This is a genomic window from Thermococcus sp. 21S9, from assembly GCF_012027635.1.
GTDB lineage: Archaea > Methanobacteriota_B > Thermococci > Thermococcales > Thermococcaceae > Thermococcus.
The window spans coordinates 389,493-408,476 of sequence record NZ_SNUS01000001.1 but is presented as its reverse complement, the minus strand read 5'-3'; the positions used below and the strand labels follow the sequence as shown (position 1 = coordinate 408,476).

General features: G+C 56.8%; 20 protein-coding genes. 11 read left to right on the top strand and 9 right to left on the bottom strand.

Translation table 11 applies throughout. The features are described from left to right. Positions 1-35: 35 nt before the first annotated feature. Positions 36-446, bottom strand: a complete 411-nt coding sequence (locus tag E3E28_RS02385; RefSeq protein WP_167913885.1) for an OsmC family protein — start codon at positions 444-446, stop codon at positions 36-38. 56 nt (positions 447-502) lie between these two features. Here E3E28_RS02385 and E3E28_RS02380 point away from each other — a divergent pair, with 56 nt between their 5' ends. Then, complete coding sequence (locus E3E28_RS02380) at positions 503-1,342, top strand: radical SAM protein (protein ID WP_167913884.1); 840 nt, start codon at positions 503-505, stop codon at positions 1,340-1,342. Here E3E28_RS02380 and E3E28_RS02375 read toward each other — a convergent pair. Together E3E28_RS02375 and E3E28_RS02370 are read right to left on the bottom strand one after the other, a co-directional pair. After that, positions 1,272-2,111, bottom strand: coding sequence for a gamma-glutamyl-gamma-aminobutyrate hydrolase family protein (locus E3E28_RS02375; RefSeq protein ID WP_167913883.1), 840 nt, complete (start codon positions 2,109-2,111; stop codon positions 1,272-1,274). The two genes, E3E28_RS02380 and E3E28_RS02375, sit on opposite strands and share 71 nt — an antisense overlap. A gap of 48 nt (positions 2,112-2,159) precedes the next feature. Beyond that, positions 2,160-3,416 (bottom strand): PLP-dependent aminotransferase family protein, encoded by a 1,257-nt coding sequence (locus E3E28_RS02370; RefSeq protein ID WP_167915126.1) that lies wholly within the window; start codon positions 3,414-3,416, stop codon positions 2,160-2,162. Positions 3,417-3,644: 228 nt separating this feature from the next. Between E3E28_RS02370 and E3E28_RS02365 the strand changes: the two genes are divergently transcribed. The 6 genes from E3E28_RS02365 (at position 3,645) to E3E28_RS02340 (ending at position 9,377) form a co-directional block, all read left to right on the top strand. Beyond that, positions 3,645-4,613 carry a ribose 1,5-bisphosphate isomerase gene (locus tag E3E28_RS02365; RefSeq protein WP_167913882.1) on the top strand — a complete coding sequence of 323 codons (969 nt, stop codon included), beginning with the start codon at positions 3,645-3,647 and terminating at the stop codon, positions 4,611-4,613. 80 nt (positions 4,614-4,693) lie between these two features. Beyond that, positions 4,694-5,962 (top strand): C/D box methylation guide ribonucleoprotein complex aNOP56 subunit, encoded by a 1,269-nt coding sequence (locus E3E28_RS02360; protein ID WP_167915125.1) that lies wholly within the window; start codon positions 4,694-4,696, stop codon positions 5,960-5,962. Positions 5,963-5,967: 5 nt separating this feature from the next. Further along, the gene (locus E3E28_RS02355) at positions 5,968-6,648 is read left to right on the top strand and encodes a fibrillarin-like rRNA/tRNA 2'-O-methyltransferase (protein WP_014123188.1); all 681 of its coding nucleotides are present in this window, start codon (positions 5,968-5,970) and stop codon (positions 6,646-6,648) included. A gap of 99 nt (positions 6,649-6,747) precedes the next feature. Then, on the top strand, positions 6,748-7,800 hold the full coding sequence (locus E3E28_RS02350) for a hydroxymethylglutaryl-CoA synthase (protein ID WP_167915124.1): 1,053 nt from the start codon (positions 6,748-6,750) through the stop codon (positions 7,798-7,800). A gap of 10 nt (positions 7,801-7,810) precedes the next feature. Further along, the gene (locus E3E28_RS02345; RefSeq protein WP_167915123.1) at positions 7,811-8,971 is read left to right on the top strand and encodes a thiolase domain-containing protein; all 1,161 of its coding nucleotides are present in this window, start codon (positions 7,811-7,813) and stop codon (positions 8,969-8,971) included. A gap of 1 nt (position 8,972) precedes the next feature. Beyond that, a complete protein-coding gene (locus E3E28_RS02340; RefSeq protein ID WP_167913881.1) occupies positions 8,973-9,377 on the top strand; it encodes a Zn-ribbon domain-containing OB-fold protein in 405 nt (134 codons plus the stop codon). 67 nt (positions 9,378-9,444) lie between these two features. Here E3E28_RS02340 and E3E28_RS02335 read toward each other — a convergent pair whose 3' ends face one another. Then, a complete protein-coding gene (locus E3E28_RS02335; protein ID WP_167915122.1) occupies positions 9,445-9,735 on the bottom strand; it encodes a hypothetical protein in 291 nt (96 codons plus the stop codon). A gap of 17 nt (positions 9,736-9,752) precedes the next feature. Beyond that, on the bottom strand, positions 9,753-10,247 hold the full coding sequence (locus E3E28_RS02330; RefSeq protein ID WP_167915121.1) for a GNAT family N-acetyltransferase: 495 nt from the start codon (positions 10,245-10,247) through the stop codon (positions 9,753-9,755). A 67-nt stretch (positions 10,248-10,314) separates the two neighbouring features. Between E3E28_RS02330 and E3E28_RS02325 the strand changes: the two genes are divergently transcribed. Beyond that, the gene (locus tag E3E28_RS02325) at positions 10,315-10,848 is read left to right on the top strand and encodes a multiprotein bridging factor aMBF1 (protein ID WP_042691882.1); all 534 of its coding nucleotides are present in this window, start codon (positions 10,315-10,317) and stop codon (positions 10,846-10,848) included. Between the two features lies 1 nt (position 10,849). Here the strand turns inward: E3E28_RS02325 and E3E28_RS02320 are convergent, their stop codons facing one another. Further along, a complete protein-coding gene (locus tag E3E28_RS02320; protein WP_167913880.1) occupies positions 10,850-11,278 on the bottom strand; it encodes a DUF356 domain-containing protein in 429 nt (142 codons plus the stop codon). Positions 11,279-11,416: 138 nt separating this feature from the next. Here E3E28_RS02320 and E3E28_RS02315 point away from each other — a divergent pair, with 138 nt between their 5' ends. The 3 genes from E3E28_RS02315 (at position 11,417) to E3E28_RS02305 (ending at position 14,803) form a co-directional block, all read left to right on the top strand. Continuing rightward, complete coding sequence (locus E3E28_RS02315; protein WP_167913879.1) at positions 11,417-13,120, top strand: DUF505 family protein; 1,704 nt, start codon at positions 11,417-11,419, stop codon at positions 13,118-13,120. 102 nt (positions 13,121-13,222) lie between these two features. Then, positions 13,223-13,795 (top strand): TATA-box-binding protein, encoded by a 573-nt coding sequence (locus E3E28_RS02310; protein WP_042691874.1) that lies wholly within the window; start codon positions 13,223-13,225, stop codon positions 13,793-13,795. Between the two features lie 6 nt (positions 13,796-13,801). Further along, complete coding sequence (locus tag E3E28_RS02305) at positions 13,802-14,803, top strand: histone deacetylase family protein (RefSeq protein WP_167913878.1); 1,002 nt, start codon at positions 13,802-13,804, stop codon at positions 14,801-14,803. Positions 14,804-14,920: 117 nt separating this feature from the next. Here E3E28_RS02305 and E3E28_RS02300 read toward each other — a convergent pair whose 3' ends face one another. Genes E3E28_RS02300 through E3E28_RS02290 form a run of 3 tightly spaced genes read right to left on the bottom strand, consistent with a single transcriptional unit; the run spans position 14,921 to position 18,898 of the window. Continuing rightward, on the bottom strand, positions 14,921-15,529 hold the full coding sequence (locus E3E28_RS02300) for an indolepyruvate oxidoreductase subunit beta (protein ID WP_167915120.1): 609 nt from the start codon (positions 15,527-15,529) through the stop codon (positions 14,921-14,923). A 5-nt stretch (positions 15,530-15,534) separates the two neighbouring features. After that, positions 15,535-17,481 carry an indolepyruvate ferredoxin oxidoreductase subunit alpha gene (gene iorA / locus E3E28_RS02295; protein ID WP_167913877.1) on the bottom strand — a complete coding sequence of 649 codons (1,947 nt, stop codon included), beginning with the start codon at positions 17,479-17,481 and terminating at the stop codon, positions 15,535-15,537. A gap of 40 nt (positions 17,482-17,521) precedes the next feature. Next, positions 17,522-18,898: an acetate--CoA ligase family protein gene (locus E3E28_RS02290; protein ID WP_167915119.1), complete on the bottom strand. Its 1,377-nt coding sequence runs from the start codon at positions 18,896-18,898 to the stop codon at positions 17,522-17,524. Positions 18,899-18,984 lie beyond the last annotated feature (86 nt).

Here is an 18,984-nt window from a genome sequence, read left to right as displayed (position 1 = left end):
CTAGTCGGTCCTCTCTTCACCTTTCCGCAACGGATTTACTCATCATCGCCCCGCACTATCTCAAGGGAGTAAGTCAGCTCGGCACCGCTCAGCTTGACCTGGGCAGAGGCGGAGCAGTACTTGTCCTGACTCAGCTCTATGGCCCTTCTCGCCTTTTCCTCCTTAACGTTTCCATAAATCCTGTAGTGAACGTGAACCCTAGTGTAGACCTTCGGGTATTCCTCCCTTCTCTCGCCGGAAATCTCGACTTCAAGGCCTTCAATCGGCTCGCGCATCTTCTTGAGAATCATAACCACGTCGTAGGCGGTACAGCCGGCAACGCTTAGGAGGAGAAGCCTCATCGGGCTTATTCCACCGTCCCCGAGGATTATCGAGCACCCACCGTCCTCCATCGAGCCGACGAACTGCATCCCCTCAACCCACTTGACGCGACCCTTCACGCTCATGCAATCACCGTAGTTCCTACCGCGTGAGTTTTAAAGCCCTTTCCTCAAGGTCCTGCATGTACATTCGACCCTTTGACCCCTGGAAGGCGAAACTCTGCACGTGTCCCTTCAAGTACACGCTGAACGTCTACACCGGTTGCGACCACGCGTGCGTTTACTGCTACATAACGAGCTATATCCCCTATGCCTTCCGCGTGAGGACGAAGGAGAACCTCTTACCCAAGCTGGAGCGGGAACTCAGGAAGTTTGACCGGCGCTACATTATAGCCCTCTCCTACTCCTCCGACCCCTATCCGACGGTAGAGCGCGAGCTCGGGATAACGCGGAAGGTCCTTGAGCTCTTCAGGCGCTACGACGTCCGCTGTCTGCTCCTCACCAAGTCAGACATCTTCGAGCGCGACATAGACCTTCTGAGCGAGCTTCGCTGTGCCGTTGGAATCACCGTGACGACGGTTGACGAGCGGAAAGCCAAACTTCTCGAGCCGAACGCCCCATCTCCTAAGGCACGGATACGAGCCCTTATGAAGGCCAAGAAAGCCGGAATCCCTGTTTACGCGAGGATAGACCCGATAATCCCCTTCTACACCTGGGAGGACTTCGACGAGACGCTCGACGCTCTAAGCTTTGTGAGCCACATCACAGTTTCAACCCTCAAGCTGAGGCCCGACTCCAAGAAGAGGATGTTCGCGAAGTTTCCGGAGCTTATGGAAAAGCTGTGGCCACTCTACGAGAGGGGAGAGCGGATTGGTGGCTACTATTACCTCCCAAAGGAGCTACGCTTCCAGATTTTGCGCGAGGCCGAGAAAAAGATAACCGAGAGGGGCATCACGTTTGGTTCGTGTCGGGAGGGTTATCGCTCGTTTCCGAGCTGTGATGGCTCTCATCTTGTTCCTTAGCGAGCTCCTCACGGATTTCGGCTTCGATGGCCCTTCTCCTCATCTCATCGCTTTCCTCATGCCTTTTTAATGAGGCTTCAACCAGGGCCCTGTACAGGGGAAGCATCTCGGGCAGGTGCTCCGGTTGCCACTGGACGCCGAGAATGAAGCCCTCCTTACCCTCAATGGCCTCTATCAGGCCGTCAACGGCGAAGGCAACCTGCCGGATTCCCTCCCCGACCCTCTTCACGGCCTGGTGGTGGAAGCTGTTGACCCACGTCCACGCCTCGTTGGTGCCCTCGATGTTCAGGCTCTCGCGCAGGATGGAGTATAGCCTTGAGTCCGCCTTTATTCTGATGGTGTGGAGCCTCTGCTCCGGCCTCGTGCTTCCAAAGCTCCAGTCGTGCTTTATCGCCTTGGGAATGTCGTAGATGTCCTGATAGAGCGTTCCGCCGAGGGCGACGTTGATTACGTGCATTCCCCTTCCTACCCCGAGGATTGGAACCCCTGCTTCGACGGCGAGCTTTACCAGCTCAATTTCGAACTCGTCTCGAAGAACGTCGACTTCCCTGAGGCTCGGCGAGGGGTCCTCCCCGTAGAAGCGCGGGTGGACGTCGGGTCCCTCGATGAGCAGTATCCCGTCGGCGACTTCTATGACGTCCTCGGGCTCGATTTCGGGACTGAAAACTGCTGGAAGCCCACCGGCCTCTATCACGCGCTTTATATGTGCCCTGCCGGCTGAAAGGGACTCGCTCCAGGGAGAACCTATGATTGCTATCAGGGGTTTCATGCCACCACCGATGGAAATCTGGGAAAGAAAAGGGTAAAAAGCTTTTCCTCACTTCTTGAGGGCCTTGATTTCTTCCTCAATGACCTCCGCCAGGCGCTTAACGCCCTCCCTGATGGTGTCCTCCGGGACGTAGGTGAAGTTCAGCCTGAGGGTGTTCTTGACGTCGCGGTGGGCGAAGAAGGCCTCACCGGGGACGTAGGCGACGCCCTTGGCGACGGCCTTCTCCATCATGAGCTTGGTGTCTATGCCTTCGGGCAGGGTGACCCAGACGAACATTCCTCCGTCGGGCTTGGTCCACTCAACTCCCTCGGGCATGAACTCCTCAAGGGCCTCGAGCATGGCATCGCGCCTCGGCTTGTAGAACTCGATTATCTTCGGGATGTGCTCGTCAAGGTAGCCGGCCTCTACATACTTCCAGGCTATAACCTGGGCGAGGGTGTTGGCGCAGAGGTCAACGGCCTGCTTTGCTATCTCCATCTTCCTAATGAAGTGCGGGTGTGCCGAAACCCATCCGAGGCGGAAGCCGGGGGCGAGTATCTTCGAGAACGTCCCGAGGTAGATGACCCTGCCCTCGTCGTCGAAGTGCTTTATCGGCGGAATGGGCTCGCCCGAGTAGCGGAGCTCGCTGTAGGGGCTGTCCTCAACGATGAGGAAGTCGTACTCCTTGGCGAGCTCTATGAGCCTCTTCCTCCTGTCGAGGCTCATCGTAACTCCCATCGGGTTCTGGAATGTCGAGACGGTGTAGACGAACTTAACGCGCTTTCCCTCCCTCTTCAGCTCCTCAAGCTTCTCCTCAAGGAGGTCAATCCTCATTCCATCGTGGTCCATCGGAATGCTCACGAACTCGGGCTCGTAGTACTTGAACGCATTGAGCGCCGCGAGATAAGTCGGAGCCTCAACGACGACAACATCCCCGGGGTTTATGAAGACCCTGCCGATGAGGTCTAGGGCCTGCTGACTGCCCGCAACCATCATTATCTCGACCTTGCTCATCGGGATGCCGTAGCGGTTCTCCATCCACTTCGCGAGGGCAAGGCGGAGCGGGGTGAATCCTTTGGTCGTTCCGTACTGCAGGGCCTTGTCGGCGTGCTCCGTGAGGACTTCTTGGGCAATCTTCTTGATAATCTCAACCGGGAAGGTCTCGGGAGCGGGTAAACCGCCGGCGAGGCTTATAACATCGCTCGTCTCGACGAGCTTAAGGAGCTCCCTAATCTCCGAAGCCTTCATCTGAAGGGCCTTCTCGGAGAAGAATGACTCGAAGTTGAGGGGCTCGGATGCGAGTTTCCTTTCGAGTTTTTCCTGCATAGCCACCACCTCAATGAACATGCCTGAGCACGTCACCAAATCTATACACTAAGAACTTCGGGTCTTTCGTTATAAACCTTTCCCAACGCCCAGATTTAGGCTTTACAAAGGTAAACACGGCTTTCCTCGGTAATTTAAGGGCACTGAAGGACTTTTGAGGACATTAATGCACGGGAAACACCTATAAACCCTCTCCCCCAAACCTGAGTTTACCCGGAGGTGATAGCGATGCCAGTGGTGAAGGAGGTCCTTGAGATAGCGGAGAAGATAAGGAACATGGAGATACGCGGTGCAGGGAAGATAGCCCGTTCAGCGGCTTACGCACTTCAGATACAGGCCGAGAAGAGCCAGGCCAAGACCGTTGACGAGTTCTGGGAGGAGATGAAGCAGGCCGCGAAGATACTCTACGAGACGAGGCCCACAGCCGTTTCCCTGCCCAACGCCCTCCGTTACGTCATGCACAGGGGTAAAATTGCCTACTCAAGCGGTGCCGACCTTGAACAGCTCCGCTTCATCGTCATCAACGCCGCCAAGGAGTTCATACACAACTCCGAGAACGCGGTCAAGAGGATAGGGGAGATAGGGGCGAAGCGCATAGAGGACGGCGACGTCATAATGACCCACTGCCACAGCAAGGCCGCGATAAGCGTCATGAAGACCGCCTGGGAGCAGGGCAAGGACATCAAGGTCATCGTAACCGAGACGAGGCCCAAGTGGCAGGGCAAGATTACCGCCAAGGAGCTGGCTTCCTATGGAATTCCAGTCATATACGTCGTAGATTCAGCGGCGAGGCACTACATGAAGATGACTGATAAGGTCGTCATGGGAGCCGACAGCATAACTGTCAACGGCGCGGTGATAAACAAGATTGGAACTGCCCTGATAGCGCTTACCGCCAAGGAGCACAGGGTCTGGACTATGATTGCCGCTGAAACCTACAAGTTCCACCCCGAGACGATGCTCGGTCAGCTCGTCGAGATTGAGATGCGCGACCCGACGGAAGTGATTCCCGAGGAAGAACTCAAGACCTGGCCGAAGAACATCGAGGTCTGGAATCCGGCCTTCGACGTCACTCCGCCTGAGTACGTTGACGTCATCATAACCGAGCGCGGGGTCATTCCGCCGAGCGCTGCCATAGACATTCTCAAGGAGGAGTTCGGCTGGGCGCTCAAGTACCGCGAGCCCTGGGAGGACTGACTTTTCCCTCTTTTTTCCACCGATACCGTTTAAAACTCCTCGCCCTTCTATACCTGAGGAAAGAAAGGAAGGTGATGCTCATGAAGGTTTACATTGCCGAGAACGTCAGGGGCGTTTACGCCTTCGACGAGAGCGGGAAGCTCATCGCGAGCAAACCCTTCAGCGGGAAGCCGGAGGTAAGCCTCGACAGGCTTTTGAAAGGCGAACCGAGCGACGAGCTTTTAGTTCTCCTCGACGAGCTGGGCGGAGAGGGCTACGAGGAATTCGTCGTCGAGGACACCGAGCTGAGCAGGAAGCTCAAGGAGCTCGGCTACAACGCCACCGCCGAGTTCCCTAACTTGGCAGGAGAAAAGCTCCGCTCAAGCCCGGAGGAGTTCCTCGGCGAGAACTGGTTCGACGAGTACTACACCGTCGGCGTCGCTCTGACGAGGCTCCGCATACAGGAGCAGAGCGGTGCGCGCGACAAGATGATTATACAGGCCATCGAAGCTCTGGACGACATTGACAAGGTCATTAACCTGCTCGTTTCACGCCTTAGGGAGTGGTACGGCCTTCACTTCCCCGAGCTGGACGAAATCCTGCCCAAGCACCCGCAGTACGTTGCCTTCGTCAAGGAAATCGGCCCGAGGGAGAACGTGAGCAGGGAGAAGCTTGAAAAGCTCGGCTTCTCCGAGGGCAAGGTTGAGAAGATTCTCAAGGCGGCCGAGAAGTCCATGGGAGCACCGCTCGGCAAGTTCGACAGCGAAATCATAAGGAAGCTCGCCAGCGAGATTTCCGACCTCTACAAGCTGAGGGAGCAGATTGAGGACTACCTTGAGACCGCTGTTGGTGAAGTTGCTCCGAACCTGAAGGCTCTCGTCGGTGCAAAGCTCGCCGCAAGGCTCATGAGCCTTGCTGGAGGCCTTAAGGAACTCGCCATGATGCCGGCATCGACGATACAGGTTCTTGGCGCTGAAAAGGCCCTCTTCAGGCACTTAAGAACCGGTGCCAAGCCACCCAAGCACGGAGTCATCTTCCAGTACCCTGCAATAAACCGCTCGCCCTGGTGGCAGAGGGGTAAGATTGCGAGGGCATTAGCTGGAAAGCTGGCCATAGCGGCGAGGGTTGACTACTTCTCGGGTGAATACATCGGCGAGGAGCTCAAGAAGGAGCTCGAGCAGAGAATCAAGGAAATCAAGGAGAAGTATCCGAACCCGCCCAAGAGGAAGGCCAAGCCCGAGAAGAAGAAAAAGAAGAAGTTCAAGGGCAAGGACAAGAAGGGCAAGAAGCACGAGAAGGGCAGGAAGGAGAAGAAGGGTAAGGGCAAGCCCGATAAGAGGGGTAAGAAGAAAAAGAAGGGCAAGAGGTGAGGTAGATGAAGGTTAAGAAGCACAGGTTCCCGGGCGTTTACATCGTCATCGATGACGACGGGAGCGAGAAGATAGCCACCAAGAACCTCGTCCCCGGCCAGAGGGTTTACGGGGAGAGGGTCATCAAGTTCGAGGGCGAGGAGTACAGGATTTGGAACCCGAGCCGTTCAAAGCTCGGCGCGGCAATACTCAACGGCCTCAAGAACTTCCCGATTAAGCCCGGCTCAACGGTGCTCTACCTCGGAATAGCGAGCGGAACCACCGCTTCCCACGTCAGCGACATCGTCGGCTGGGAGGGCAAGATATTCGGCGTCGAGTTCTCACCGAGGGTTCTGAGGGAGCTCGTTCCGATAGTCGAGGAGAGGAGGAACATCGTGCCCATACTCGGCGATGCAACGAAACCCGAGGGCTACCGCGCCCTCGTCCCGAAGGTAGACGTAATCTTTGAAGACGTCGCCCAGCCGACGCAGGCGAAAATCCTCATCGACAACGCAAAGGTCTTCCTGAAGAGCGGCGGCTACGGCATGATTTCGGTCAAGAGCAGGAGCATCGACGTCACCAAGGAGCCGGAGGAGGTCTTCAAGGAGGTCGAGAGGGAGCTTTCCGAGTACTTCGAGGTCGTTGAGAGGCTTTCGCTCGAGCCCTACGAGAAGGACCACGCGCTCTTCGTCGTGAGGAAGCCTTGAGCTTTCCTCGTCAATCGTCTAAACTCTTTTTCACTTTTACCGAAAGGCTTTTATAAGGCCCGTTCCAACCCCCGGCAGTCAGTTCTCAAGGTGATGCCCATGAGGAAGCTACTGAAGCCGAAGAGGGAAGTGGGCATCGTCGGCTACGGTGCCTACGTTCCGAGGTATAGAATCAAAGCCGAGGAGATAGGAAGGGTCTGGGGCGTTTCGAGCTTTCCAATCGAGGAAAAGGCCGTTCCAGGTCTCGACGAGGACGCGCTCACCATAGGACTTGAAGCGGCAAGGAACGCGCTCAAGAGGGCTGGAATTGACCCCAAGCTCATAAGGGCGGTCTGGTTTGGCAGTGAGAGCAAGCCCTACGCGGTTAAACCCACAGGAACGGTCATAGCCGAGGCAATCGGAGCAACGCCTGACGTCAGCACGGCCGACTTCGAGTTCGCCTGTAAGGCCGGAACCGAGGCTCTGCAGACAGCTATTGGCTTCGTTGGCTCCGAGATGGCCGACTACGCGATGGCAATCGGAGCCGATACCGCCCAGGGAAGGCCCGGCGACCACCTCGAGTTCACTGCCGGAGCCGGTGGAGCTGCCTTCATAGTTGGCCCCAAGAGCTCCGAGACGGTTGCCTACTTTGAGGGAAGCTACTCCTACGTTACGGACACGCCGGACTTCTGGAGGCGCCAGCACGAGCACTATCCGAGGCACGGAAACCGCTTTACCGGTGAGCCGGCCTACTTCCACCACATAATCAACGCGGCAAAAACGCTGATGGAAGAGCTGGGTCTTACCGTCAACGACTTCGACTACGCGGTCTTCCACCAGCCCAACGTCAAGTTCCCTCTCACCGCTGCCAAAATCCTCGGAATCCCGAAGGAGAAGGTTCTTCCGGGACTTCTCACAGGCAAGATTGGAAACACATACAGCGGTGCAACGATGGTCGGCGTTTCAGCGGTTCTCGATATAGCCAAGCCCGGCGACAGGATTCTGTGGGTTTCCTTTGGTTCTGGAGCCGGAAGCGACGCCTTCAGCATCGTCGTTCAGGACGCCATAGAGGAGAAGAGAGACCTCGCGCCGAAGGTTAGGGACTACGTCGAGAGGAAGAAGTACATAGACTACGCCCTCTACGCCAAGGCGAGGAGGAAGTTCATACTGTGAGGTGATGGAGATGAAGAAGGCGGTCATAATCGGAGCGGGCATGACGCCCGTTGGCGAGCACTGGAAGCTCTCCCTCAGGGATTTGGCTGTTGAGGCCCTCCTCAAGGCGATGGACGATGCCGGCGTCGATAAGGTTGACTCCCTCTACGTTGGCAATATGGTTTCGGGCCCCTTCGTCGAGCAGGAGAACCTTGGCGCGCTCATAGCGGACTGGGCAGGTCTCGGGAACATTCCCGCCGTTAAAATCGAGGCGGCGTGTGCCTCCGGAGGAGCGGCGGTTCAGGAGGGTGTTAAGGCCGTTCTCAGCGGACTGGAGGATGTGGTTGCCGTCGTCGGCGTCGAGAAGATGACGGATGCATGGCCGAGCGACGCGACGCGCTACCTGGCTTACGCGGCAGACGCCGAGTGGGAGCTCTTCCACGGGGCCAGCTTCGTGGCTTTGAACGCGCTCATCATGAGGCACTACATGAAGACCTACGGCTACACCGAGGAGGATTTGGCCCTCTTCGCCGTCAACGCCCACGCCAACGGCGCTAAGAACCCCTACGCGATGTTCAAGAGGCCCATCAAGGTTGAGACCGTCTTAAAGAGTCCCTACATAGCCGACCCGCTCAAGCTCTTCGACGCCTCGCCGGTCTGCGACGGTGCCGCTGCCGTGATAATAACCACCCCAGAGAAGGCCGAGGAACTCGGCGTTCCGAAGGAGAAGTGGGTTGAGGTCGCTGGAATGGCGCGCGCCATAGACACCATAAACCTCGCCAACAGGGAAGATTTGCTCACCCTCAAGGCGGCAAAGATAGCAGCAGAGAAAGCCTACAAGATGGCGGGAGTTGAACCTAAGGACATCGACTTCTTCGAGGTTCACGACGCCTTCACAGTCATGGCCGCGCTGAGCTTGGAAGCCCTCGGCGTCGCGAAGAAAGGAGAAGGAGCGAAGCTCGCTAAGGAAGGCCAGATAGCGATTGACGCAGACTACCCGATACAGACGATGGGAGGACTCAAAGCTCGCGGTCATCCCGTTGGAGCTACCGGCGTCTACCAGACGGTCGAGGCGGTTCTCCAGCTCCGCGGTGAAGCGCCGAACCAGGTTCCAGATGCGGAGGTCGGCCTGACCCAAAACATCGGTGGAACCGGTTCGAACATAACCGTTAGCATCTTCAGGAGGGTGTGATATGAGCAGGCCGATGCAGGTTTCCCGCTACTGGCGGCACTTCCGCGAGAAGTACAGGCTCATAGGCGGAAAGTGTGAGAACGGCCACGTATTCTTCCCCTACAGGGGAGTTTGCCCCGTCTGCGGTTCGAAGAACGTCGAGGAGTACGAGTTCAGCGGAAGGGGCAAGGTGCTCACCTGGACGATAGTGAGGAACCCGCCGAGCGGGTTTGAGTACTACAAGCCCTATCCTTTGGCTCTTGTCCAGCTCGAGGAAGGACCCGTCGTTCTGGCCCAGCTGACGGACGTTGACCCGGAGGAAATCCACGAGGGCATGGAAGTTGAAGCCGTAACGAGGAAGGTCAGGGAGTTCGAGGAGGACGGTATAATCCTCTACGCCTACAAGTTCAGGCCCGTTTTGAAGTGATTTCCTTTTCCTTACCCTGCTTTTTAACCTGTTTTGGCTTCAGAAAAGAATTGGGCATTGAATGCCGTTAGGCCTTCTCAATCCTCATCTTGTCCCCACTCTCGAACTCAAGCTCGAGCTTGCCCTTCTCCATTCTGACCTTAACTCCGTCAACCACAGCCTCTATCTTCCCGTCCTTGGCCTCGACGCCGAGCATCTCGGCCACTTCCTCGACGCTCTTCAGCCTTCCGCTCATCGTAGTTTCGAGGGTCTCGCTCCCCTCTATCGTGACCTTGAGCTTTCCCTTTCCTTCCCTTATGAAGCTCTCCTCTTTCATTTCCTTCACCCTGTCTGCGCCCGGTGGATGAATGCACGGCATTGCAACCACCAATGAAACTACTTCTCGTCCGCGCTTATCACCTTTTCCCCTCTAACCATTCTCACCCAGATGCCGTGCTTTCCAGCTTCTCTGAAACCGTACTCCTCGTAGAACCTCTTCGCCCGCTCGTTCTTCTCGCCGACCCAGAGCTCTATCCTTTTTTCCTTCAGGTACTCGAGGCACTTCTCCATGAGCTTCCGCCCTATTCCATGCCCCTGATACCTCCTGTCCACTGCGAACTCGTGTATGGCCCCGACGGTTTTTCCCTCGTACTTGCTGTACCAGTCGTCGTCGCAGACGATGAAGCCGACTATCTCGTCGCCGATTTTGGCAACGAAGAAGCCGTCTTTGGCCTTGCTCCAGCACCATCGCAGGTAGCGCTTCGCGTAGCTCTCTCCTTCCCCGCCGTACTCGCGCATTCCCTCGTAGGCGTTCATGTAAATCTCTATCAGCCTTTCAAGCGTTTCCTGGTCGAGCTTTTGGAGTTTCTCTATTTTCACTTCCGTCATCATTGATACCCTCATCGTCGGGTTTAAAAAGCCTGACTCCGAGCTTTGAGCGGTAGAGAAGGTGGTAGCTATGAGCAAGGCCAAGCCACGCTACTGCGAGATTTGTGGTGCGCCCATTAGGGGCCCGGGCCACAGGATAAGGCTCGAAGGCGCCGAGGTCCTCGTCTGCGACCGCTGTTACGAGAAGTACGGCCGAAAGAAGTCCGGTTTCAGCATAATGCCCACAGGAAGGGAGCCGAGGAGAAGGCCCGTCTCAGCTCCAAGGCCGAAGAGGGAGCCGAAGCCCTACCGCGAGAGACCGCTTTACACCGAGGAAATCGTTGAGGACTTCGCCGAGAGGGTTTACAAGGCCATACAGAGGAGCGGTAAAAGCTACGAGGAGCTGTCCCACGAGATTGGGCTTTCGGTGAACGATTTGAGGGCCATAGCGCACGGTTACCGCGAGCCAACCATCAAGGAAGCCAAGAAGCTCGAACGCTACTTCAAGATTACGCTCATCGAGCGCGTCGAGGAGGAGGTAAAGGAGAAGAAGACGATTCCGAAGGACTACGAGCCGACCCTTGGCGACATCGCGAACATCAGGATACGGAAGAGGAAGAAGTGAACTAAACCTCCTCGAACTCCCACTCTTCCTTCTCCCTCCTCTTCTCGGCTTTCCGCCGGGCTTCTTCGGCCCGTGTTCTCTTGGGCGGGTGGAAGCCCTTGAGCTTCTCAAAGCTTCCCCAGAGGCGCATAAGTTCCTCCCAGACTTCCGAATCCGGCGGAATTACGAGGACATGGGCTGGCGGGTGAATGTCCATCAGCCTTCCTATGGCCTTCCTCGGCGGAAGGTCAATCTGGGCAACGACGTGGGCCTTAAAGCGCTTTCTCGGCTTCTCGCCACTTATCTTTTCAAAGGCCCAGTCCGAGAGGGCCGGGGGAATTATCCTCGGGTCACCGCGAATCCTCATGCCCCCGTATCTCACGAGGTCGGCCAGGGCCACGCTCGCCTTCTGGAAGTTGTCGGTTCTAACCAATACAATCGTGTTTCGCATATTCTCACCACCCCCCACTCAACGGGTTGCCTTTTAAACCTTAGCCGATTTTAGTTACCGAAAGTTTTAAAAACTTTGCGTTTCTAAAAATGCCGGAGCCTTTTTAAGAGTCGATGAGGAGAGAGGAGGGGTGATAGCATGTATCTGAAGAAGAGGCACCTTGAGATACTCAGGGAAATGAAGAAAACCGAGAGCCAGGCCGAGATTGAGGCCAAACTGCCGGAGGAGTTCCAGATAAGGGCAATCGAGCTCTACATTCTCGGGTTTGCCGAGCTTGAAGGCGGAAAGATTAAGCTCACCGAGGCCGGAAGGAAGCTCCTCGAGATAAGCGACTCCCTGAACCTCGACGAGCTTCCCGAGGTCATAGCCGATACTGAGATAATGAAGATGCTTGAGCTCCTCGAGGAGACCGGAAAGGTCCCCGAGAGCTGGCTCGAGAAGCTGAAGGAGAGGAAGCTGGCCGATGAGAACGGCCTCACCGAGTTTGGAAAGGCGCTCCTCGAGCTCTACCGCGAGACCCACCCCGTCGTTTACCTGACCCCGGAGATAGTCTCGTTCCTCAGGGGAATGCCGAAAATCGGAACCCTCGACGAGCTGGTCACGTTCAAGAACTCCAAGCTCTACGGTGACAACATCGTGAACGCCCTTCAGGCCATGCGTCTGCTCCTGATTTCACCGCCGACCGAGAAGGGAAGGGCCTTCGCAACCACGCCAGCGGCGAAGCTCGCCCTCAAAGCCGTCAGTATGATTCCGGTATTTGCAAGGGCGATAGTCCTCAGGAAGGAGGACTTCGAGGCCCTGAAGGCCGGAAGGAGCAACGCCGAGCTGGAGAGCATGGGACTCAGCGACGAGAAAGGAACCACCGAGTTCGGAAAGGCAATGATGGAGACCTACGAGGCGATGGGTAAGGTTGAGGAGAAGGTCCTCCCGATTTACCTGCTCGACGATGGGCTGGCCGTTCTCAAGGCCATCAAGGAAATCGAGAAGAAGTACGAGACCAACCCCGATATACTCCCGACCGAGAAGGAAATCGCCAAGCGCGTTGAGGTTGAGGACCTTGGAGCGATTCTGCACCTCCTTGAGAGCAAGGAACTCATCGAGAGGAAGCTCGTCAAGAACAAGGACACCTACTGGCTCACCGAGTGGGGTAAAGAGGCCATAAACTTCGGAACCGTGAGCCCAGATGCCATGAAGGCGATAACCTACGCCGAGAGCGGTGACGTGCCAATAGCCGAGTGGGTCATCAAGGCTCAAGAAGAGGGCGTTGTGAAGGCCGGCGTCACCGACAAGGGCAGGTTCTACCTCAAGCTCAGTCGCTCGATTAAGAGGAAGCCGTTCCTCACCAGGTACGACTCGGCAATACTCGCCAAGACCCCGAGGAAGAAGTACATCCACAGGGATGAGCTCGTCGAACTCGTCAAGGACTACGTCGGCGGAGACGAGAAGGAAATCATCAGGGCAATCGGCGAGGCGGAAGCGAAGGGCTTCGTCGTTGAGCTCCAGAACGGCATGGTCAAGCTGACCGAGCTCGGAGATAAGGTTAAGACCGCCCTCGAGAACGCCAAGCTCCAGGAGATAGTCAAGGTCAAGTTCAGCGTCACGCCGACCCTCTACAACGTGCTCAAGGTAATCTACGACAACATCGAGACCTTCAACAGGATATGGAAGGAGAAGGGCGAGGTCAAGGGCTACAAGATGGAGGAGGTTGACGTCATCAGGAAGCACCTCAGCCTCAGCGACGACGAGATAAAGAAGGCCCTGACGATGCTCCGCCAGCTCGGCTTCCTCGGAAGCAAGAGCCTGACGGAGGCAGGTAAGGTCCTCGTTGAGGCCTACCTTTGAACTTTTTCTTCTTCAATGTCTCCTTTTGAGCATAAAGCTTTAAAAAGCGACGGCCCCCATTTATAAAGGGGTTTTTAAACCCACCATCCGGAGGTGTAAACCTTGGTGGACATGAGCAATGTAAAGCTCAGGATTGAAAACATCGTCGCTTCTGTTGACCTCTTTACGGAGCTGAACCTTGAGAAGGTTATTGAAATATGCCCCAACTCGAAGTACAACCCCGAGGAGTTCCCCGGAATCATCTGTCGCTTCGATGAGCCGAAGGTTGCCCTGCTTATATTCAGCTCCGGGAAGCTCGTCGTTACCGGCGCAAAAAGCGTCGAGGACATCGAGAGGGCCGTCAACAAGCTCATCCAGATGCTCAAGAAGATTGGAGCTAAATTCCACCGCGCGCCCCAGATTGACATACAGAACATGGTCTTCAGCGGTGACATCGGCATGGAGTTCAACCTCGACGCCGTTGCTTTAAGCCTTCCCAACTGTGAGTACGAACCCGAGCAGTTCCCCGGCGTCATCTACCGCGTCAAGGAGCCGAGGGCTGTCATACTGCTCTTCTCCTCCGGTAAAATCGTCTGCTCCGGCGCCAAGAGCGAGCACGACGCCTGGGAGGCCGTTAGAAAACTCCTCCGCGAGCTGGAGAAGTACGGTCTAATCGAGGAAGAGGAGGAGTGGTGAGGCCGCTTGGCCTTCTCCGTTATCTATTCTCCTGTTTTTCTCGAGCACAGACCAGAGAACTATCACCCTGAAAACCCAGACCGGCTGTTACGGGCGGTAAACTCCTTAAAGCGGTTGAACCTGTGGAAGCCCATCGAGCCGGTTCCCGTCCCGGAAGAGGAGCTCCTGAAGGTCCACTCGGAGGACTACGTCGAGCTCGTCCGCGAGAAGAGTAGGACCTTTTCATACCTCGACCCGGACACTTACGTCTCCCCCGGCACGTGGGAAGCCTCGCTTCTCGCCTTCGGGGCATCTAGACTCGCCGTCGAGCTGGCCCTGAAATTCGGGGGCCTTCACCTTGCCCTCGTTAGGCCACCAGGCCACCACGCCGGAAAAGCAGGGAGGGCCTTCAACGCTTCAACGCTCGGCTTCTGCATCTTCAACAACGCGGCTTACGCGGCGAAATCTGCTGAGGAGCTCGCTGGGAAGGTGCTGGTCATAGACTTCGACGCTCACCACGGCAACGGGACGCAGGAGATACTCTGGAACGACCGCAACGCGGTGCATGTGGACCTTCACGAGAGGGACATCTACCCCTGGAGTGGCTACGAACACGACGTCGGCGGGAAAAATGCCGAGGGAACGAAAATCAACCTGCCGATGCCCCACTATTCCGGTGACGACGACTTCATCTACGCCTGGGACGAGGTCCTTCTCCCGGTTCTTGCCCAGTTCAGGCCGAAGCTCGTAGTGATTTCGGCGGGCTTCGACGGATTCCTCGGTGAGAATCTGACGACGCTTCGCCTCAGTGAACTCTTCTTCGCCTACGCGGGCTCAACGCTCTCGCGCTATCCTCTCGCGGTGATTTTCGAGGGTGGCTACTCGGTCGGCCTCGACAAAGGCCTTCCAGCCTTTATTAGGGGCTACCTCAGCGGGGAAATCCGTGAGGTTCCGGTCAGTCCATCGTACGAGGCCCTTAGAACGGTGGCGAGGGTCAAAGAGGTGCAGTCCGAGTGGTGGGATTTCTGACTTACGGGAGGGTAAGTGGCTTACCCAGGGGTAAGTTGGTTTACGCCAAAAAGAAGTTACAGATTCCGGGAAACAAATAAGCTGAAGCTCTCAAAGTGTGATAAAAATTGTGGGGCATCAAAGCCCCAGCATCTCCTTCGCGGCCTTGACGCCTAAATCGAAGGCCTTCATGTTGACATCGACGGCCTTCTTCGGCACGCTGACCTTGATGACCTCCCTGACGTGCTCCGCCGAGAGCGGGAAGCCCGGCGTCTGAGTCAGCGCTCCGATGAGGACGACGTTGGTGGTTATGATGTTGCCGGCTTCCATAGCGAGCTTCTCGGCGTCGAAGGCCATGAACTTGGCTTCAAAGTCCTCCTCGACGACCTTTCTAATCTCCTCCAGGCTCGGGTACTTGGCGAGGCCCATCGAGACCTGAACCGGCGGAATCGGCCTCGCGTTGGTGAAGACGAGGCCACCTTTCTTGAGGTAGTTGATGTAGCGGAGAGCCTCGACAGGCTCGAAGCTCAGAATGACGTCCGCCTTGCCCTCGGGAACCATCGCGCCGTAGACGTCCTCTCCAAAGCGGACGTAGGCGATAACGCTTCCAAAGCGCTGGCTCATGCCGTGAACCTCACCAACGCGCACCTTGTAGCCGGCCCTCAAAGCGGCCCAGCCGAGCAGGTTCGCCGCGGTAAGGATTCCCTGACCGCCAACTCCGGTGATAACGATGTTGTACTCCCTCATCTCGCTCATAGCTCTCCCTCCCTCACCTTCTCGAAGGCGTCGAATGGACAGACCTGGGCACAGCCGCCGCAACCCCAGCACATCGTCGGGTCAATCTTGGCCTTCTTCTTCTCGGCGTCCCAGTAGATTGCCGGACAGCCGTAGGCGTTGATACAAATCTTACAGCCGGTACACTTGTCCTCGTTGACCTGGTAGAGTGGCCACTGCTTGCCCTCGCGCCTGAGCTGGCCTATCCTGTAGAGCGCACAGACGCGCCTCGCGACGACGACGCTCACACCTTCAACGGCGAGAGCTTCCTTTATGGTCCTCTCGACGGCCTTTATGTCGTAGGGGTCAACGACTGCTACATAATCCGCTCCCATCGCCTTGGCGACCTCTTCAATCTTAATCTGCTTGCCCGGTCCGTGCGGGGTCTCGCCGGTTCCCGGGTTGGGCTGGTCACCGGTCATTGCAGTAACGAGGTTGTCGAGGACGACTATGACTACGTTGGAGCGGTTGTAGATTGCGTTGGCCAGAGCCGGAAGTCCGGTGTGGAAGAACGTCGAGTCGCCTATCGTGGCAACGATTACCTTCTTCTCCTTGACCGTCTTGTGCTCTTCCTCGGCAACGCTTCCGTTGAGCGCCACGCTGAGGCCGTGGGCAACGCCGATTGAACCGCCCATCGCTACGGTTGTGTCAACGGTCTTGAGCGGTGGCAGGACGCCGAGGGTGTAACAGCCTATGTCGCTCGGAAAGATTGCCCTCGGAGTCGCGGCCCTTCTAATCGCGTAGAAGGTGTTCCTGTGCGGACAGGCCGGGCACAGTGAGGGAGGCCTCGGCGGGACCATGCCCTTTACCTTCTCGTACTTCTGGTCGAGCTCCTCGAAGTTCACCGGGGTTTCGAGGCCGAGGAACTTCGCTATGGCCGTTACCGCCCTCCTCGTGGTCATCTCGTAAACCCTCGGCACGAGGTCCTTCCCGTGAATCGGGATGGTTAATCCTCTGTCGTAGGCCCAGGTCTTTACCTGCTCCTCAACTACCGGCTCGAGCTCCTCGACGATGAGAACCTTCTCAAGCCCGTCGAGGAACTTCTCGAGCAGGCCGTAGGGGACGGGGAAGGGCGTTCCGAGCTTGAGTATCTTGACGTTCTCGACACCAAGCCAGGCCAGGGCTTCCTTGACGTAGGCGTAGCTCAGGCCCGGAGCGATTATACCGACCTTCGCGTTCTCGTCGCCCTCAATCCAGTTGAAGGGGCAGTTGTTGAGCTCCTCGCGAATCTTCTCAATCTTCTCGAGAATCTGCGGGTGGAACTTCCTCGCGTGGGCCGGGATGTCAACGAACCTCTCGGGGTTCTTCTTGAAGTTTCCGAACTTCCTCTTGCCGGTCTTTATCTCCTCGGGAAGCTCTCCGAGAACGACGTCGCCCCTCGCGTGGGAGCTCCTCGTGGTCGTCCTCAGGATGACGAAGTGCTTGAACTTCTCGCTGAGCTCGAAGGCGTACTTCGTCATCTCCTTGGCCTCGTGGGGTGAAATCGGCTCGAGAACCGGAACGTTGGCGAACTTGGCGTAAACCCTCGTGTCCTGCTCGTTCTGACTGCTCCACATGCTCGGGTCATCGGCAACCATTATGACGAAACCGCCCTCGACGCCCATGCCGACGGCACTCATGAAGGTGTCGGCCGCGACGTTCAGTCCGACGTGCTTCATGGCCGTCATGGCCCTGAGACCGCTCCAGGCAGCTGAAAGCGCGGTTTCAAAGGCGACCTTCTCGTTGGTGGAGTACTCCATGTAAACTCCTGCCTTCTTGGCCACCATAGCCATCGTATCGGTCAGTTCCGAACTCGGGGTTCCGGGATAAGCTGCGAAAACCGCTATGTTGGCCTCCAAAGCTCCGCGCGCTATGGCCTGGTTTCCGAGGAGGAGAACCCTCTCCCCGGGCTTATCCCACAGCACTATGTCCGTTACCTTCGCCATCAAACAACACCTCCGAAATTAAGTTGATGAAAAATGAAAGTCACTCATCCTCCAAAACCCCTGCGTTCCTCGCCTGCTGGACGAGCGCGTAGGCACCGGCGGCAACGTCCTCCGGCCTCTCATAGCTCGGGATTCCATTCTCTTCGAGGAGCTCCTTAGCCTTCTCGCTGACGTAGCCGGCCATGAAGAGGCCTAAAACCGGCTTCCCGTTGTTGACCTCCTTGACGGCCCTTATGACGCCCTCGGCGTGCTCCGTTGGAGTCATTCCCGCGAAGGTCGGGACGACGCATATCGCTATGAGCATGTCGACGTTCGGGTCCTGGAGGAGTAGCTTCGCGGTCCTGTAGTAGTCCTCGCCCCTCGCGGAAGCTATCATGTCGACGGGGTTCTTCACTGCCGCCATCGGCGGAAGGAACGAGCGGAGCTCCTCGATGGTTTTCTCCTCGAGGTCGGCCAGCTTAAGGCCCCTCTTGTCAATCTGGTCGGCCGTCAAAACGCCCGGTCCGCCGGCGTTGGTCATTATCGCAACGCGCTTGCCTTTCGGCAACGGCTGGGTGAAGGCCCTCGCCATGCTGAGCATATCGTCGATTGTCTCGGCTATGAGAACTCCGCTCTGCTTGAATGCCGCCTCGTAAATCTTCCAGCTTCCGGCCAGGGAACCCGTGTGGCTTGATGCTGCCCTGGCTCCGCTCTCGCTCTTTCCGGCCTTGAGGGCTATGACGGGCTTCTTCCTGGTGGCCTTCTTGGCGACCTCGATGAACTTCCTTCCGTCCTTGATTCCCTCGATGTAAAGCGCGATTGCCCTGTCCTCCTCGGTGTCGGCCAGGTACTCCATGAGCTCCGCGAAATCCAAATCGGCCATGTTGCCGACGCTGATGAACTTCGAGAAGCCGATTCCCTCCTTGACGGTCTTGTAGACGATTCCCGCTCCCAAAGCTCCACTCTGGCTCACGAAGGCTATGCTCCCCTTCTTGGCGTCCATTATGAAGGTCGCGTTCATGTCGTTGTGGGTGTTCATGACGCCGACACAGTTCGGGCCTATCAGGCGCATTCCGTACTTGTGGGCAATCTCGACGAGTTCCCTCTCCTCCTTCTTGCCCTCTTCACCCGTCTCGCCGAAGCCGGCCGTTATGATGACCGCTCCCTTAACTCCCTTCTCACCGCAGTCTATTATCGCCTGCTTCACGAAGCGCTTGGGGACGACGATTATCGCGAGGTCAACCTCGTCGGGGATGTCCTTGACGTTCTTGTAGGCCTTAACACCCTGAACGACCTCGTCCTTGACGTTGACAGGGTAAACCTTGCCGTCCTTGTACTTCTTGAGGTTCTTGAAAACTTCGTAGCCGAGCTTCATCGGGTCGTTCGATGCACCGATGACGGCTATACCCTTCGGTTTGAAGAAGTAGTCCAGGTTCATACGCCCCACCGTTTAAATCTCCGTTGAATCGTATATAAGCTTTCCCAAAAGGGGCATTGGAGAATTTTAGGGCATCGTTGAGACTT